The organism is Pseudomonas sp. GM78 (assembly GCF_000282475.1).
Lineage (GTDB): Bacteria > Pseudomonadota > Gammaproteobacteria > Pseudomonadales > Pseudomonadaceae > Aquipseudomonas.
On sequence record NZ_AKJF01000034.1, the window covers coordinates 1 to 13,649 of the forward strand.

General features: G+C 59.7%; 18 protein-coding genes. 15 read left to right on the forward strand and 3 right to left on the reverse strand.

What is annotated here, in order from left to right; genetic code table 11:
- The 4 genes from PMI35_RS27700 to PMI35_RS27685 all read left to right on the forward strand — a co-directional run.
- Positions 1-499, forward strand: a 499-nt coding sequence (locus PMI35_RS27700; protein ID WP_032831343.1) for an amidase family protein, incomplete at its 5' end; no start/stop codon positions are given.
- Positions 500-568: 69 nt separating this feature from the next.
- Entirely contained in the window at positions 569-1,339 is a 771-nt protein-coding gene (locus PMI35_RS27695) for an IclR family transcriptional regulator (protein WP_008055577.1), read from the forward strand.
- Positions 1,340-1,493: 154 nt separating this feature from the next.
- Positions 1,494-2,084 carry a YceI family protein gene (locus PMI35_RS27690; RefSeq protein WP_008055578.1) on the forward strand — a complete coding sequence of 197 codons (591 nt, stop codon included), beginning with the start codon at positions 1,494-1,496 and terminating at the stop codon, positions 2,082-2,084.
- 1 nt (position 2,085) lies between these two features.
- On the forward strand, positions 2,086-3,243 hold the full coding sequence (locus tag PMI35_RS27685; RefSeq protein WP_008055579.1) for a phospholipase D-like domain-containing protein: 1,158 nt from the start codon (positions 2,086-2,088) through the stop codon (positions 3,241-3,243).
- A 132-nt stretch (positions 3,244-3,375) separates the two neighbouring features.
- Here PMI35_RS27685 and bglX read toward each other — a convergent pair whose 3' ends face one another.
- Positions 3,376-5,667 (reverse strand): beta-glucosidase BglX, encoded by a 2,292-nt coding sequence (gene bglX, locus PMI35_RS27680; protein ID WP_008055580.1) that lies wholly within the window; start codon positions 5,665-5,667, stop codon positions 3,376-3,378.
- A 260-nt stretch (positions 5,668-5,927) separates the two neighbouring features.
- On the opposite strand from bglX, the gene PMI35_RS27675 reads away from it, so the two are divergent.
- The 5 genes from PMI35_RS27675 to PMI35_RS27655 all read left to right on the forward strand — a co-directional run bounded on the left by PMI35_RS27675 (position 5,928) and on the right by PMI35_RS27655 (position 8,734).
- Positions 5,928-6,533: a LemA family protein gene (locus PMI35_RS27675; protein WP_008055581.1), complete on the forward strand. Its 606-nt coding sequence runs from the start codon at positions 5,928-5,930 to the stop codon at positions 6,531-6,533.
- A 29-nt stretch (positions 6,534-6,562) separates the two neighbouring features.
- On the forward strand, positions 6,563-7,315 hold the full coding sequence (locus PMI35_RS27670) for a TPM domain-containing protein (protein WP_008055583.1): 753 nt from the start codon (positions 6,563-6,565) through the stop codon (positions 7,313-7,315).
- Positions 7,316-7,357: 42 nt separating this feature from the next.
- On the forward strand, positions 7,358-7,975 hold the full coding sequence (locus PMI35_RS27665) for a TPM domain-containing protein (protein ID WP_008055584.1): 618 nt from the start codon (positions 7,358-7,360) through the stop codon (positions 7,973-7,975).
- A 134-nt stretch (positions 7,976-8,109) separates the two neighbouring features.
- The gene (locus PMI35_RS27660) at positions 8,110-8,391 is read left to right on the forward strand and encodes a helix-turn-helix domain-containing protein (protein ID WP_008055585.1); all 282 of its coding nucleotides are present in this window, start codon (positions 8,110-8,112) and stop codon (positions 8,389-8,391) included.
- On the forward strand, positions 8,378-8,734 hold the full coding sequence (locus tag PMI35_RS27655) for a putative holin (RefSeq protein ID WP_008055586.1): 357 nt from the start codon (positions 8,378-8,380) through the stop codon (positions 8,732-8,734). The genes PMI35_RS27660 and PMI35_RS27655 overlap by 14 nt, the downstream gene beginning before the upstream one ends.
- 67 nt (positions 8,735-8,801) lie before the next feature.
- On the opposite strand, the gene PMI35_RS33565 is transcribed toward PMI35_RS27655, so the two are convergent.
- Positions 8,802-9,230, reverse strand: coding sequence for a helix-turn-helix domain-containing protein (locus PMI35_RS33565; RefSeq protein WP_081504777.1), 429 nt, complete (start codon positions 9,228-9,230; stop codon positions 8,802-8,804).
- Positions 9,231-9,297: 67 nt separating this feature from the next.
- Between PMI35_RS33565 and PMI35_RS34540 the strand changes: the two genes are divergently transcribed.
- The 4 genes from PMI35_RS34540 (at position 9,298) to PMI35_RS27645 (ending at position 11,519) form a co-directional block, all read left to right on the forward strand.
- Positions 9,298-9,531, forward strand: coding sequence for a hypothetical protein (locus PMI35_RS34540; protein ID WP_157295543.1), 234 nt, complete (start codon positions 9,298-9,300; stop codon positions 9,529-9,531).
- Positions 9,528-9,806 carry an ogr/Delta-like zinc finger family protein gene (locus tag PMI35_RS33570; protein ID WP_008055587.1) on the forward strand — a complete coding sequence of 93 codons (279 nt, stop codon included), beginning with the start codon at positions 9,528-9,530 and terminating at the stop codon, positions 9,804-9,806. The genes PMI35_RS34540 and PMI35_RS33570 overlap by 4 nt, the downstream gene beginning before the upstream one ends.
- Positions 9,807-9,808: 2 nt before the next feature.
- Positions 9,809-10,171: a hypothetical protein gene (locus PMI35_RS27650; RefSeq protein ID WP_008055588.1), complete on the forward strand. Its 363-nt coding sequence runs from the start codon at positions 9,809-9,811 to the stop codon at positions 10,169-10,171.
- 133 nt (positions 10,172-10,304) lie between these two features.
- On the forward strand, positions 10,305-11,519 hold the full coding sequence (locus tag PMI35_RS27645; protein ID WP_008055589.1) for a class I SAM-dependent methyltransferase: 1,215 nt from the start codon (positions 10,305-10,307) through the stop codon (positions 11,517-11,519).
- 12 nt (positions 11,520-11,531) lie between these two features.
- On the opposite strand, the gene PMI35_RS27640 is transcribed toward PMI35_RS27645, so the two are convergent.
- Complete coding sequence (locus tag PMI35_RS27640) at positions 11,532-12,422, reverse strand: DMT family transporter (protein ID WP_008055590.1); 891 nt, start codon at positions 12,420-12,422, stop codon at positions 11,532-11,534.
- 298 nt (positions 12,423-12,720) lie between these two features.
- Between PMI35_RS27640 and PMI35_RS27635 the strand changes: the two genes are divergently transcribed.
- Together PMI35_RS27635 and PMI35_RS27630 are read left to right on the forward strand one after the other, a co-directional pair.
- A complete protein-coding gene (locus PMI35_RS27635) occupies positions 12,721-13,302 on the forward strand; it encodes a DJ-1/PfpI family protein (protein ID WP_008055591.1) in 582 nt (193 codons plus the stop codon).
- 14 nt (positions 13,303-13,316) lie between these two features.
- Entirely contained in the window at positions 13,317-13,622 is a 306-nt protein-coding gene (locus PMI35_RS27630) for a ribbon-helix-helix domain-containing protein (RefSeq protein ID WP_008055592.1), read from the forward strand.
- Positions 13,623-13,649 lie beyond the last annotated feature (27 nt).

The following is a 13,649-nucleotide window of genomic DNA, read 5'->3' on the forward strand; positions in this document are numbered from 1 at the left end:
GGTGCACCGCCACTGGCTGGTGCAGGGCGGCCTCGGTAGCCTGTATGCCGACCCGCGCAAGCGCGAACAACTCAAGCCCGAAGCCATTTGGGAAATCGAGGGTGGCCTGGGCCTGACGGCGGCAGATGTCTATCAGGCCTCGGTTAGTCGCAGCGAGTGGTATCGCGCCTTGAACGAATTGTTCAAACGTTACGATTTCCTGTTGTTGCCCACGGCGCAAGTGTTTCCTTTTGATGCACAAACCCCTTGGCCGCGGGTCGTCGGCGGGCAGAGCATGGACACCTATCACCGCTGGATGGAGGTGGTGATCGGGCCGACCCTGGCCGGTTTGCCTAGCATGAACGTTCCGGTGGGATTCAACCCGGCTGGGCTGCCGATGGGCCTGCAAATCATTGGCCCGGCCCAGGCTGACCTTGCGGTTCTGCAGCTGGCTTATGCCCACGAGCAGTTGACGCAATGGGTCACGCGTCGGCCGCCCGGGTGTCTGCAAAATGCGTGAAACCTTCGGGCAGGCCCGCATCTTGCTGTAGAAAGCGATCATCCATCAGCGCCCAAGGAGATCGGTGACATGGACAGCAAGGTAGAAACCGGCAGCGTACGTTCCGTCGAGCGCGCCTTGGCGATCGTCGAGTTGCTGGGCGAGCATCAGGCGCTGGGCCTGGAGGAATTGCACTACTTGACCCGCCTGCCCAAGGCCACGGTGTCGCGCATGCTGCTGACCTTGCAGGAGCAAGGCTGGATCTATCGCGGCTTGAGCGACCGGCGTTACCGCTTGTGTGCCAAGCGCCTGTTCGGAGACAGTCGGCAACGCTTCAAGCGGCGCCTGGTGGAAAACGCCGCGCCACTGTTGCTGGAGTTGAGCGAGCGCACCGGGCTGGTGGCGGACCTGTCGTGGTTCGATGGCGAACGGGTGGAGGTGATGGAAAGTGCGATCCCTTCGAACCTGCGCAAACGCTACCCCAACAACTGTCAGATCGTTGGTCAGCACGCCAGCCTGTTTCATTCGGCCATGGGGCGGGCTTGCCTGGGTGAGCTGCAAAGCGATGAAGTGCAGCGCCTGGTGGAGCGTGAGCGGCTGAGCGACGAATCGCTGTTGCGCGCCACTGAACAGGCGTTGCATCAAGGTTTCGGCCAGCGCACCGAAGGCTACTGGGAATACCCGGTGCGTTTACCCTTCCTGATTCGCGCGGTGGCCTTGCCGATTCGCACCGACGGTCGGCTGGTCGGCAGCATGGCGTTGCATTGGCCGATGGATCAGGCGCCGGTGGAGCGGGTGTTGAGCCTGCACCTGAACAGCCTGGCCGCCACGATTGGCGATGTGCAGCAGGCGATGGTGTAGATCCCGAAAAGATCGCAGCCTGCGGCAGCTCCTACATTGGAATGGTGTACATCCTGTAGGAGCTGCCGAAGGCTGCGATCTTTTGATCTTCGGTTTGCAATAGCGCCGTGGGCAGTTAAGGTTCAGCACAGGTTTATCTGCCCCACGAGTCTTTATGTTCAAGCGGTCTGTCACCAAAACCCTCACCTGCCTTCTGTTGGCGGGCGCTTCGCTGTCGGCCCAGGCCAACTGGTACCTGGACGGCGAATCCTCGCGGCTGTCGTTCGTCAGCACCAAAAACGCCAATATTTCCGAAGTGCAGCGCTTTCTGGTGTTGCATGGCAAAGTCGATCCCAACGGCAAGGCCGAGGTCGAAGTCGAGCTGGAATCAATCAACAGCGGCATTCCCTTGCGCGACGAGCGCATGCGCAAGGACCTGTTCGAGGTCCAGACCTTTGCCGAAGCGCTGATCACCACGCAAATCGACCTGCGGCCGATCAACGACCTCGCGCCCGGTGCGCAACTGGAATTGCGCCTGCCGCTGACCGTCGACCTGCACGGTAAGCAACACACTTACAACGCCGAACTGCTGGCCACCCGTCTTGATGACCGGCGTTTCCAGGTGGTGACGCTGGAACCGGTGGTGATCGATGCCCAGGACTTCGATCTGGCGCCCGGCCTGGAAGCTCTGCGCAAGGTCGCCGGCCTGTCGGCCATCAGTCTGTCGGTGCCGGTGGGTGCGGTGCTGATCTTCACGGCGCGTTGACATGGCCGGGCCGATCTTTCCTTGGCGTGAAGGCAATCGCTTCGAATTGCTGGTCGACGGCCCGCAATTCTTCCCGCGCATGCTGGTGGCGATTGCCCGGGCCGAAGAACAGGTCGAGCTGGAGCTGTACCTGGTGGAGGCGGGCGCTTGCGCCGAAGCCATGGTGCAGGCACTGGTCCAGGCCGCCGAGCGCGGTGTGCGGGTGCGCTGCCTGTTCGATGATTATGGCAGCCTCGCCTTTACCCTGACCCTGCGCCAGCGGCTCACGGCCGCCGGTGTCGAGCTGCGCTTCTACAATCGCCTGAGCTGGCGACGCTGGGTCGGCAATTTCTACCGCGATCACCGCAAGCTGCTGCTGGTGGACCAGAGCATGGCCGTGGTCGGCGGCACCGGCGTAACGGATGAATTCTGGACACCGAACGAAGACGTCAGCGAGTGGCACGAAGTAATGGTGGAAATCACCGGCCCGCTGGTGCTCGACTGGCAATTGCTGTTCGACCGCCAATGGATCGCCAACCGCCATCGTCGCGCCTGGCGACCGGCCTCGCATTTCGGTCTGCCGCGCTTGCCCCGCGTGCCGGCCATGGGCGAGGGCATGGGCCGGGTCGCCTATGCCGACGCCCGCCAGCACCGGGACATCCTGCAATCGCTGATCCGTGCGTTGAACAGCGGGCAGAAGCGGATCTGGCTGGCCACCCCGTATTTTCTGCCGACCTGGAAAGTCCGCCGGTCACTGCGCCGCGCGGCCTCCCGCGGTGTCGATGTGCGGCTGCTGCTGACCGGGCCACGCACCGATCACCCGTCTGTGCGATATGCCGGGCATCGCTACTACCCGCGATTGCTCAAGGCCGGGGTGCAGATCTTCGAGTACCAGCCGTGTTTCCTGCACCTGAAAATGGTCCTGGTCGATGATTGGGTGAGCATTGGTTCGTGCAACTTCGATCACTGGAACCTGCGTTTCAACCTGGAGGCCAATCTTGAAGCGCTGGACCCTGGACTGACCCGTGACGTGGTGGCGAGCTTCGAGAAGGACTTCTCGCTGAGCCAGGAAGTCAGCCTGGAGGCGTGGCAGCGCCGGCCGCTGTGGAAGCGGGTCAAGCAGCGGGTGTGGGGATGGGTGGACCGGTTGGTGGTGAATCTGCTGGATCGACGAGGATAGTCGCTACACCCAAAAAACACTGTGAGAGCTGGCTTGCCAGCGATGGCGGCCAGGCAGTCAACAGAGATGTTGAATGTGAAGGCCTCATCGCTGGCAAGCCAGCTCCCACAGGTTTTTGCAGTGTTTGCGGGGTTACAGCAATTCGAAGCTCTGCTGCGTCACATCCTGGGAGTCCAGGCCGATCTGCACGTTGAACTTGCCCGGCTCTGCTGCGTACTTGAGCTGGGCGTTGTAGAACTTCAGATCATCCTCGGTGATGGTGAAGTGCACGACTTTCTGCTCACCGGCCTTGAGCATGACTTTCTGGAAGTTCTTCAGCTCCTTGAGTGGACGGATCATCGAGCCCGTCTCGTCCTGGATGTACAGCTGCACCACGGTTTCGCCGTCACGCTTGCCGGTGTTTTTCAGCATGACACTGGCGTCGAGCTTGCCGGTCTTGTTCAGCGTGGTCGACGACAGCGCCATGTCGCTCAGGCTGAAATCGGTGTAGCTCAGGCCATAGCCGAACGGAAACAGCGGACCGGTGGTGTCATCGAAGTACTGCGAGGTGTAGTTGCCCGGCTTGCCCGGCGTGAACGGCCGGCCAATGCTCAGGTGGTTGTAGTAGGTCGGAATCTGCCCCACCGAGCGCGGGAAGGTGATCGGCAGTTTACCCGACGGGTTGTAGTCGCCGAACAGCACATCGGCGATGGCGTTGCCGCCTTCGGTGCCGCTGAACCAGGTTTCGAGGATCGCGTCGGCCTGTTCTTTTTCTTCCAGAATTGATAGCGGACGACCGTTCATCAGCACCAGTACCAGCGGTTTGCCGGTGGCTTTCAGGGCACGGATCAGCTCGCGCTGGTTTTCCGGGATGTTCAGGTCGGTGCGGCTCGACGATTCGTGGGACATGCCACGGGACTCACCGACAGCGGCAACCACCACGTCAGCCTCCTTGGCCGCCTTCACCGCCTCGTCGATCAGCACGTTGGCTGGACGGGGATCATCCACCACTTCCGGCGCGTCGAAGTTGAGGAAGTTCAGGTAATCGAGGACTTTCTTGTCGCTGGTGATGTTGGCGCCACGGGCGTAGATCAGCGTCGATTTGTCACCGATTACATGACTCATGCCATCGAACAGGGTCACCGATTGCGCCGGACGACCGGCGGCGGCCCAGCTGCCCATCATGTCGATCGGGGCCTTGGCCAGCGGGCCGACCAGGGCGATTTTCGCGGTTTTCTTCAGCGGCAGGGTTTCGCCCTGGTTCTTCAGCAACACCAGACTACGGCGCGCCACATCACGGGCCTCGGCACGGTGCAGGCGGCTGTCGGCGTAGGTGTCGGCCGGATCGTCCTCCGCCTTGCCGATGCGCAGGTACGGGTCCTTGAACAGGCCCATGTCGTATTTGGCGTCCAGTACCGCGCGCACGGCGTTGTCGATGTCGCTCTGCTGGATCTCGCCGGCCTTGAGCAGCCCCGGCAATTCCTTGCCGTACAGGGTGTCGTTCATGCTCATGTGGATACCGGCCTTGATCGCCAGCTTCGCCGCCTCACGGCCATCGCGAGCGACGCCGTGCTTGATCAGCTCGAAAATCGCGCCGTGGTCGCTGACCGCCAAGCCCTTGAAACCCCATTCCTTGCGCAACAGGTCGTTCATCAGCCAGGTGTTGGCGGTGGCCGGCACGCCGTTGATCGAGTTCAGCGCGACCATCACCCCGCCAGCGCCGGCGTCAATCGCGGCGCGGTACGGCGGCAGGTAATCCTGGTACATCTTGACCGGGCTCATGTCGACCACGTTGTAGTCGCGACCGCCCTCGACCGCACCATACAGGGCGAAGTGCTTGACGCTGGCCATGATGCTGTCGGCGGCATTGGCGCCGGCACCCTGGAACGCCTTGACCATCACCCCGGCAATGCGCGACACCAGGTAGGTGTCTTCGCCGAAGCCTTCGGACGTGCGGCCCCAGCGCGGGTCGCGGGAGATGTCGACCATCGGGGCGAAGGTGATGTCGAGGCTGTCCGCCGCGGCTTCCTTGGCGGCGATGCGCCCGGACAGGCCGATGGCGTCCATGTCCCAGCTCGAGGCCAGGGCCAGCGGGATCGGGAAAATGGTGCGGTGGCCGTGGATCACGTCGTAGGCGAAGAACATCGGGATCTTCAGGCGGCTGCGCATGGCCGCGTCCTGCATCGGACGGTTTTCCGGGCGGGTGATCGAGTTGAACGTACCGCCGATGTTGCCGGCCGCGATTTCCTTGCGAATCAGCTCCCGGGGCATTTCCGGGCCGATGCTGATCAGGCGCAACTGGCCGATTTTTTCATCGAGGGTCATCTGCTTCATCAGGTTGCTGACGAAAGCGTCCTTGTTCTCCAGGGGTGCGGGCGTCGTGGCGGCCAGTGCGTTATGACTGGCCAGGCTGACGAACAGGCCCAGCAAACACAGCTTCTTCATGAATAGTTTTCTCAAGGGCCCAAGCGGCGATGTACACGCCGGCCAGCCAAAATTTAGGGAGCGACTATTGTTGTTCGGGTGCTGACTCAAAAAACACCAGCCGAAAACGGCAGCCGAACGCCGGATGCGGCTTTTGCGCAGGGCATCTTTTAGCCCATTTGCCCCGACGTAATCCAGTGCCGCGCCGATTATGCCCCAAGAGCCGGCCGAGAGGGTCGCCGGTTGTTTTTTCCATGAAATGTGAAGGGAGTATCACCCTGATGAATGTTCGACAGTCCTATCGGTCGAGGCTGCAAGTCGCCACCTTGCTCATGCTGGCCACGTTACTGACCGCCTGCGGCATCAACAACATCCCGACCCTCGATGAGCAGGCCAAGGCTGCCTGGGGCCAGGTGCAGAACCAGTATCAGCGTCGTGCCGACCTGATCCCCAACCTGGTGGAAACCGTCAAAGGCTATGCCGCCCATGAAAAGGAAACCCTGACGGCCGTGATCGAAGCCAGGGCCAAGGCCACCTCGATCCAGGTCGACGCCTCCACGCTCGACAACCCGGAAAAGCTCAAGCAATACCAACAGGCCCAGGATCAACTCAGTGGCGCCTTGAGCCGCCTGATGGTGGTGTCCGAGCGTTATCCGGACCTGAAGGCCAACCAGAACTTCCTGGCCCTGCAATCGCAACTTGAAGGCACAGAGAACCGGATCAGCGTGGCCCGACGCGACTTCATCCTGGCGGTGCAGAAATACAACACCGAGATCCGCACCTTCCCCGGTCGCCTGTGGCACACGGTGATGTACAGCAACCTGCCGGAACGCGAGACCTTCGAGGCTACGCCGGGGTCGGAGAAACCGCCCGAGGTTAAATTCTGATTGCAGTGTCACCACGGACGAGGTTGCCCATGCGCGTGTTGAAAGCTGGCCTGGTGCTGGTGCTGTGGGTATTTGCCCTGGCAGCGCTGGCTGATTTGAAGTTCCCGGAGCTGACCGGACGGGTGGTGGATAACGCCCAGATGATCGAGCCTTCGGTGCGCGAGCAGTTGACACAACAGCTTCAGGCCCTTGAAAAGGTCACCGGTGAGCAGCTTGTGGTCGTGACGTTGCCGGACTTGCAGGGCACCGACATCGCCGATTTCGGCTACCAACTGGGCCGCTACTGGGGCATCGGCCAGAAAGACAAGAACAACGGCGCGCTGCTGATTGTTGCCCGCGAGGAGCGCAAACTGCGCATCGAAGTCGGTTATGGCCTGGAAGATCGCCTGACCGACGCCCAGAGTTCGGTGATCATCCACCAGGTCATCACCCCGGCGTTCAAGGCTGGCAACTACAGCAAAGGCATCAGCGACGGAGTGGCGGCGATGCTGGTGGTATTGGGTGGCAATCCCCTGGACGAACCTTCGACAGTCTATGAATCCGGCGGCGACCCGAGTGATGATTTCATCGCACGGCATCCGGGGGTGTTCGTGTTTCTGGTGTTGTTGTTCATCCTGACAGTATTTGTTTGCCAGATGCTCGGTATCCTTCCTGCGGGTCGAGGCGGTTCCGGTGGTTCCGGTGGCGGTTTTGGTGGCGGTGGTTTCGGCGGCGGTGGCGGCGGGGGTTTCAGCGGTGGCGGGGGCAGTTTTGGTGGCGGCGGCTCGTCGGGCGGCTGGTGATGACACGGCAGATAAAACAATAGTGAGCAGGCATTCAACAACATGGCATTACTGACTGAACACGAACAACGCAAGGTTGCCGAGGCGATTGCCCGGGTCGAGCGCGATACCGACGCGGAACTGGTCACCGTGCTCGCGGCCCGCGCCGACGACTATGTGTACATCCCGCTGCTCTGGGCCAGCCTGCTGGCACTGGTGCTGCCCGGGATCGTGCATTACCTGACGGGCTGGCTGACCTTGCACAGCCTGCTGCTGGTGCAATGGATCACCTTCATCGTGCTGTGCCTGGTATTGCGCATACCGAAAATCACGACACACCTGATTCCGCGTTCGGTGCGTCACTGGCGTGCCTCGAACCTGGCGCGCCGGCAATTCCTGGAACAGAACCTGCACCATACGGTGGGCAGCACTGGAATCCTGATATTCGTCTCTGAAGCCGAGCGCTATGTGGAAATCCTGGTGGATGAGGGTATTTCCAGTCGGCTGGACAACAGCAATTGGGATGCGATTGTCGCGGATTTCACCCGGCAGGTACGTCAGGGCCAGACGCTGCAGGGGTTTGTCGCCTGTGTCGAGGCGTGCGGCGAATTGCTCAAGGTGCATGTGCCGGTGACGCATGTGCGCAACGAGTTGCCAAACCGCCTGGTCGTGCTCGGTTAGGGCTGTTCGACGAACACTTTTGTAACGCTTGGCTGTACAACGGCGGCAAGTTGTTTGGCTTCTGTTCAGTCTTCAACATCTCCCTCCAATAGCGAACGCCCTGTGACGGGTGTTCTGACGCAGAGGGAGTATTTATGTCAACGCATCTACCGCTCGACTCTTTTACCGGTGCCGCGCCACCGGTCCATCTGACAGCGAAAGAAACACAAGCCTTGATGTGGTGCTACAAAGGCAAGACTTCCTGGGAAATCGCCAGGATTCAGAATTGCTCGCCCACCACGGTCAATTTTCACTTCTTCAATATTCGCCGCAAGTTTGCTGTCAGGTCCCGTCATGCCGCCTTGCTCAAAGCTATAGAGTCGGGAGTCATTGTCATCGACGACTTCGATGAGCGAGGTCTGTATGAACTGGACTGATTCGGTTTACAACAGTATCAGCGGGCTGCTGCTGGGATTGGGGATCGCAACACTGCCGGCGATTGATGGCGAAGCGCTATTCGGGGCATGGCTCGGAGCGTGGCTGGTCACCACCACTCGCGTTGACTTCAAGGCATGGCAGCGTATCGGCTCCTGGTTGCTGTCGGCGGGGGTCGGCTATCTGTTTACCCCCGTAGCGCTGCCGCTGGCGCCTTTCCTGACCGCGGGGGTAACGGCGTTTCTGTGCGCGCTGATCATTATTCCCATCAGCATCAAGGTCATGCAGTGGGTCGACGGGGCTGGCCTGGGGGAAATCATCGAGCGCCTGAAAGGACGACGCTGATGGGGATTAACGTGTCATGTGGCAAACACCGCGGGTATGGCGCGCCTTCAACTAAACAGCCTGTGAATCATGTTTTGTTCGGCTGTTGAAGTATCGACAGGATAGACGCCATCTCTGAAAGTTTGAGTTCCATTTCACGCAGGCGGCGTTTTTCCTCCAGGGCATTTTGTATGGCGCAGCGATCTTCTTCACTGAGCAATCGCCACATCTCGAGAATTGTATTTTCCCGAGTGTCTGTTTCCTGATTGTGTTCAATGGCATTGGCAGTAGAACTATGGCGCAGGATCGGCCCTTCTCCAAGCAACAACCAGTCAAGTGAAATACCGCGCGATTGAGCAATTTCTACGCATATTGAGTATGGCGTGCTGTCACGACCTTTCCAGCTACTGAGAGTCTGCGGGCTGACTTGTAGCGCAGAAGACAAGGAGGCATCGCTTTTTGTGCCGGTTACTTGCTTGAGTCGGGCTAAAACAGCCTGTGATTTTTTGCTACGCAATTTGAGCCTCTTCCTTTTGACACATGCTGAGTGAGTGCTTAATGTATGCGCAATGAGTATTTTTATAATGAGTAATCAATCTTCAACTATGAGTCAGATGAATTTGATGTCGAAACTTCCTAATGGTAGCAGGGTGATTTCCTACATGTTTGGTTCCTACCCAATGCGCCGTTGCTCATTGCACTTTCTTTTTTTTGGTGGGCGTTACTTGCAATGCCGGATTGGAGCAATCATCGCTTCCAGCAGTATTGCGGTTGATTATGTTGATTACCACCTGATGAACAGCAGGATCCAGGCATGAGTACTTACAAAATGGTGTGTCCGCACTGCTTGAGTCGCATGCGAATCCGCACCAGCGAGGGCCGACATATTTTTCTGCGGGTGGCCTACTTGCAATGCACCTCGGAAGCCTGCGGCTGGTCGGTTCGGGCCGAGTTCGAAATGACCCACGAACTCTCTCCCAGTGGAATGCCCAACCCCGCCGTGCGCTTGCCTTTCGCCGGGCCCGACTTGCGGCGCGATGCCCGACCTGTTGCGCCAAGTGAACCAACGACGTCCGCGCCGCTGGAGTCATGAACATGAGCGCAGGAGTTGAAAACGAGGAATTGAACGAGCAATTGCTGGCTATTGCCCAGGGTTTTCTGGCCCGTCATGAAAGCGATTCGGTCGTTGATGACCAGGTGCTGTTCTGTCGTGCCGTGAAGCACTTGCAAGGAATTGATGTACCGATGCACCTGGCGGAACGACTGGTCAGCCACGCCTATGGCGAGCTCAAGTCCTGCAACGATCGACGGCGCCTGGACATCGGCGCAAGCTCCGAAACCGTCGCGGTCATCACTGACCCGGCCAATGGCCTGACGTGGGCCGTACCGGTGGGATTGATCGTCAGGCATGTGATCAATTCACCGAGCAATCGCAAACTTCGGCTGGTGGAGCCCTGAAGTATCGGCGAATGCAAAGCAGGTCTGGGGGGCATTACCGGGCCTGCGAAAAAATAACCCCGTGCCCAAAACCCGCATCCCCCCTAAAATACCGGGCATTCTCCGATTCGCACTGCCCGAGGCCGTTTTTTCCATGTCCGTCACCGCCACTCCCGCCAGCCTCGCGCCGGACCATCACGCCCAGTTCGTCGATCTGCTGCAATCGAGCCTGGAGCAGAACGCCTTCATCAAGCTGGTGCTGGCCAAGTACGCGGGCGATGAAGCGGACCTGCAGCGGATCATCATCAAGCCGGTGACGGTCAAGGCGCAGTCCTGCCTGTCCTTCGTCTATCGGTACAAGACCCGCGACATCACCAAGAACTTGCCATTGGTCGACGGTGTGGCGCTCATCAAAGACTTGTTGCCGGCATCGTTCAAGAATGCGCATTTGTTGTCATTGACCGATGAAGCCCAGCTCGAATACAGCAAAAAGGGCAAATCTTCACTGTTCAAGAGCAAACCCCAGCAATTGCGCGAAGTGCCATCCACCGGGCACAACCGCGAGAAAAACCGCTTTCTCGATCTGGATCGGCCATTTCTCGCCGACCTGGGCGTGACCAACAAGCAGCATGAATTGATCCCGGCGATGTCGCGCAAGTGGAAGCAGATCAACAAGTTCATCGAAGTCTTCAGCCATGCGCTGACCTCGTCGCCACTGGCGCTGGACAGCCCGGTTCGCGTGGCAGATTTCGGCTCGGGCAAGGGCTACCTGACGTTTGCGATCCATGACTATCTGCGCAATACCCTGAAGGCCGAAGCGCAAGTGACCGGCGTCGAGTTGCGTGAAGACATGGTCAGCCTGTGCAACGCCGCCGCGGCAAAGCTTGAGCATCCAGGTCTGGTCTTCAAGTGCGGTGATGTGCGCAGCGTGGCACCGAGCGAGCTGGACGTGATGATCGCGTTGCATGCCTGCGACATCGCCACGGACTATGCGATCCACACCGGCATTCGTTCCGGCGCCTCGATCATCATGTGCTCGCCGTGCTGCCACAAACAGATTCGCCTGCAAATCCAGAGCCCGGCATTGCTCAAGCCAATGCTGCAATACGGCTTGCACCTGGGACAGCAGGCGGAAATGGTGACCGACAGCTTGCGTGCGCTGTTCCTCGAGGCCTGTGGCTACGAGACCAAGGTGTTCGAGTTCATCTCGCTGGACCACACCAACAAAAACAAGATGATCCTGGCGGTCAAGCGTGCCGAACCGGGTGACCCGGCCCAGCTATTGGCGAAGATCGAGGAACTCAAGGCGTTCTACCACATCACCGAGCATTGCCTGGAAACCCTGTTGCGGGCTGACGGTTACCTCTGATCTGCGCTCGATTCACGCCGTGGCAATGCGTGCGGGCTTGACCGCGGTCTTGCGTCCCAGCACGACGGTCAGGATCACCCCGCCGGCAAACAGCCAGGTGATCGGCTCGACGTGTTCACCAAAGAACAGCGCCGAAAAACCAATGGTGAAGAAAATCTGCAGCAGCTGGATCTGGCTGACCCGGGCAATGCCACCGATGGCCAGCCCGGCATACCAGGCAAAGAAGCCGATGAATTGCGAAAACAGCGAGACGTAGCCGAAGGCCCACCAGGCCTTGGCCGAAATCTCGCCCTGATGTTGTAACCCAAGGTACAGCACTGGCCCGATCAGCAGCGGGGTCGACAGTACCAGTGCCCAGCAGATCACTTGCCAGCCACCCATTTCCTTGGCCAATCGGCCACCCTCGGCGTACCCCAGGCCGCCCACGGCAATCGCGCCGAGCATCAACAGGTCACCGGCCTGAATGCTGCCGGCGCCGCTGATCAGCGCATAACCAAGCACCAGCGCACTGCCCAGCGCGGCGCAGGCCCAGAAGGCTTTTGATGGGCGTTCGTGGGACAGCCACGCGGCGTACAGCGCCACACACAGTGGCTGCAGGCCATTGACCAGTGCGCCATGGGACGCCGGCAAGGTTTGCATGGCCCAGGCCGACAGGACCGGGAACCCGAGGATCACCCCGGCAATGACCAATGTCAGGCCTTTGACCTGCTTCCAGGTTGGCCATTTCTCACGCCGCCACAGCAACAGCAACGCCGCGGGAATAGCCGCGAACAGCGCCCGCCCCAGGCCGTTGAGCAGTGGATGCAGTTCCTGCACGACGATGCGTGTGAAGGGCAGGGTGAGGCTGAAGATCACAACGCCGAGCAGGCCCAGGGCCATGCCGGTGTTTTCACGGGTGGACATGATGGCAACCAGAATCTTGGAGGGTGGGAGGTGCTTTCATCTAGCCATAAACCGTTGTTTTTGGCGCTTACAGCTGGGCACAGAATTATCCGTACAGTTGGGAGCGAAGCTCCCAACGTAGGAGCTGCCGAAGGCTGCGATCTTTTGATCTTGTTTTTAAGGTCAAGATCAAAAGATCGCAGCCTGCGGCAGCTCCTACAAATGATCCTCGTAGTAGCTGGTTATTACCCACCCCCACGTATAACTACTACTTTGAATACTCCTGCATGCCCATGCATTTCCCAGAGGAGTCCACCCCATGGCGGCGAAAAAAATCCTGATGCTGGTTGGCGATTACGTCGAAGACTATGAAGTGATGGTACCGTTCCAGGCCCTGCTGATGGTCGGTCACACGGTGCATGCCGTTTGCCCGGACAAGAGCGCCGGTCAGACCGTGCGCACCGCCATCCATGACTTCGAAGGCGACCAGACCTATAGCGAAAAGCCCGGTCATCTGTTTGCCCTGAACTTCGATTTTGCCAAGGTCAAGGCGGCGGATTACGACGCCGTGCTGATCCCCGGTGGTCGTGCGCCGGAGTACTTGCGCCTGAATGAAAAAGTGTTGGAACTGGTGCGTGATTTCGACAAGGCCGGCAAGCCGATCGCCGCCGTGTGCCATGGTGCACAATTGTTGGCCGCCGCCGGGATTCTCGAAGGTCGTGAATGCAGCGCTTACCCGGCCTGTGCACCAGAAGTGCGCCTGGCGGGCGGTACGTTTATCGATATCCCGGTGACGGACGGCCATGTTCAAGGCAATCTGGCGACGGCACCGGCCTGGCCTGCCCACCCGAGCTGGCTCGCCGGTTTCCTCGGCTTGCTGGGCACCAAGATCACGCTGTAACGGGAGAAACGTCCATGTGCGAGCTGTATGTCAAAGCTGATCCGATTCTCTACGAGTCGCGCTCCCGCTCGCTACGCATTTGCGGGGTGGTCACCACCCTGCGGCTGGAAAATCAGTTCTGGGACATTCTCAGCGAAATCGCCGAGACAGACGGCATGACCACCAACCAGTTGATCGCCAAGTTGTATGAGGAGGTCATGGACTACCGCGGCGAAGTGGTTAATTTTGCCTCATTCCTGCGGGTGAGTTGTACGCGGTACCTGAGTCAGCGGCGGGTGGTTGCTCCGGAGTTGTCGGTGGTGCGGGCGGTGGTTAGATAGATGGTTTTTCGGTGACTGTACCGGCCT

What these genes read in the sequence shown, in the direction of transcription:
- PMI35_RS27695 (WP_008055577.1), top strand. Translation starts at nt 569, where the DNA reads ATGGACAGCAAGGTAGAAACCGGCAGCGTACGTTCCGTCGAGCGCGCC.
- PMI35_RS27690 (WP_008055578.1), top strand. Translation starts at nt 1,494, where the DNA reads ATGTTCAAGCGGTCTGTCACCAAAACCCTCACCTGCCTTCTGTTGGCG.
- PMI35_RS27685 (WP_008055579.1), top strand. Translation starts at nt 2,086, where the DNA reads ATGGCCGGGCCGATCTTTCCTTGGCGTGAAGGCAATCGCTTCGAATTG.
- bglX (WP_008055580.1), bottom strand. Translation starts at nt 5,667, where the DNA reads ATGAAGAAGCTGTGTTTGCTGGGCCTGTTCGTCAGCCTGGCCAGTCAT.
- PMI35_RS27675 (WP_008055581.1), top strand. Translation starts at nt 5,928, where the DNA reads ATGAATGTTCGACAGTCCTATCGGTCGAGGCTGCAAGTCGCCACCTTG.
- PMI35_RS27670 (WP_008055583.1), top strand. Translation starts at nt 6,563, where the DNA reads ATGCGCGTGTTGAAAGCTGGCCTGGTGCTGGTGCTGTGGGTATTTGCC.
- PMI35_RS27665 (WP_008055584.1), top strand. Translation starts at nt 7,358, where the DNA reads ATGGCATTACTGACTGAACACGAACAACGCAAGGTTGCCGAGGCGATT.
- PMI35_RS27660 (WP_008055585.1), top strand. Translation starts at nt 8,110, where the DNA reads ATGTCAACGCATCTACCGCTCGACTCTTTTACCGGTGCCGCGCCACCG.
- PMI35_RS27655 (WP_008055586.1), top strand. Translation starts at nt 8,378, where the DNA reads ATGAACTGGACTGATTCGGTTTACAACAGTATCAGCGGGCTGCTGCTG.
- PMI35_RS34540 (WP_157295543.1), top strand. Translation starts at nt 9,298, where the DNA reads ATGAGTAATCAATCTTCAACTATGAGTCAGATGAATTTGATGTCGAAA.
- PMI35_RS33570 (WP_008055587.1), top strand. Translation starts at nt 9,528, where the DNA reads ATGAGTACTTACAAAATGGTGTGTCCGCACTGCTTGAGTCGCATGCGA.
- PMI35_RS27650 (WP_008055588.1), top strand. Translation starts at nt 9,809, where the DNA reads ATGAGCGCAGGAGTTGAAAACGAGGAATTGAACGAGCAATTGCTGGCT.
- PMI35_RS27645 (WP_008055589.1), top strand. Translation starts at nt 10,305, where the DNA reads ATGTCCGTCACCGCCACTCCCGCCAGCCTCGCGCCGGACCATCACGCC.
- PMI35_RS27640 (WP_008055590.1), bottom strand. Translation starts at nt 12,422, where the DNA reads ATGTCCACCCGTGAAAACACCGGCATGGCCCTGGGCCTGCTCGGCGTT.
- PMI35_RS27635 (WP_008055591.1), top strand. Translation starts at nt 12,721, where the DNA reads ATGGCGGCGAAAAAAATCCTGATGCTGGTTGGCGATTACGTCGAAGAC.
- PMI35_RS27630 (WP_008055592.1), top strand. Translation starts at nt 13,317, where the DNA reads ATGTGCGAGCTGTATGTCAAAGCTGATCCGATTCTCTACGAGTCGCGC.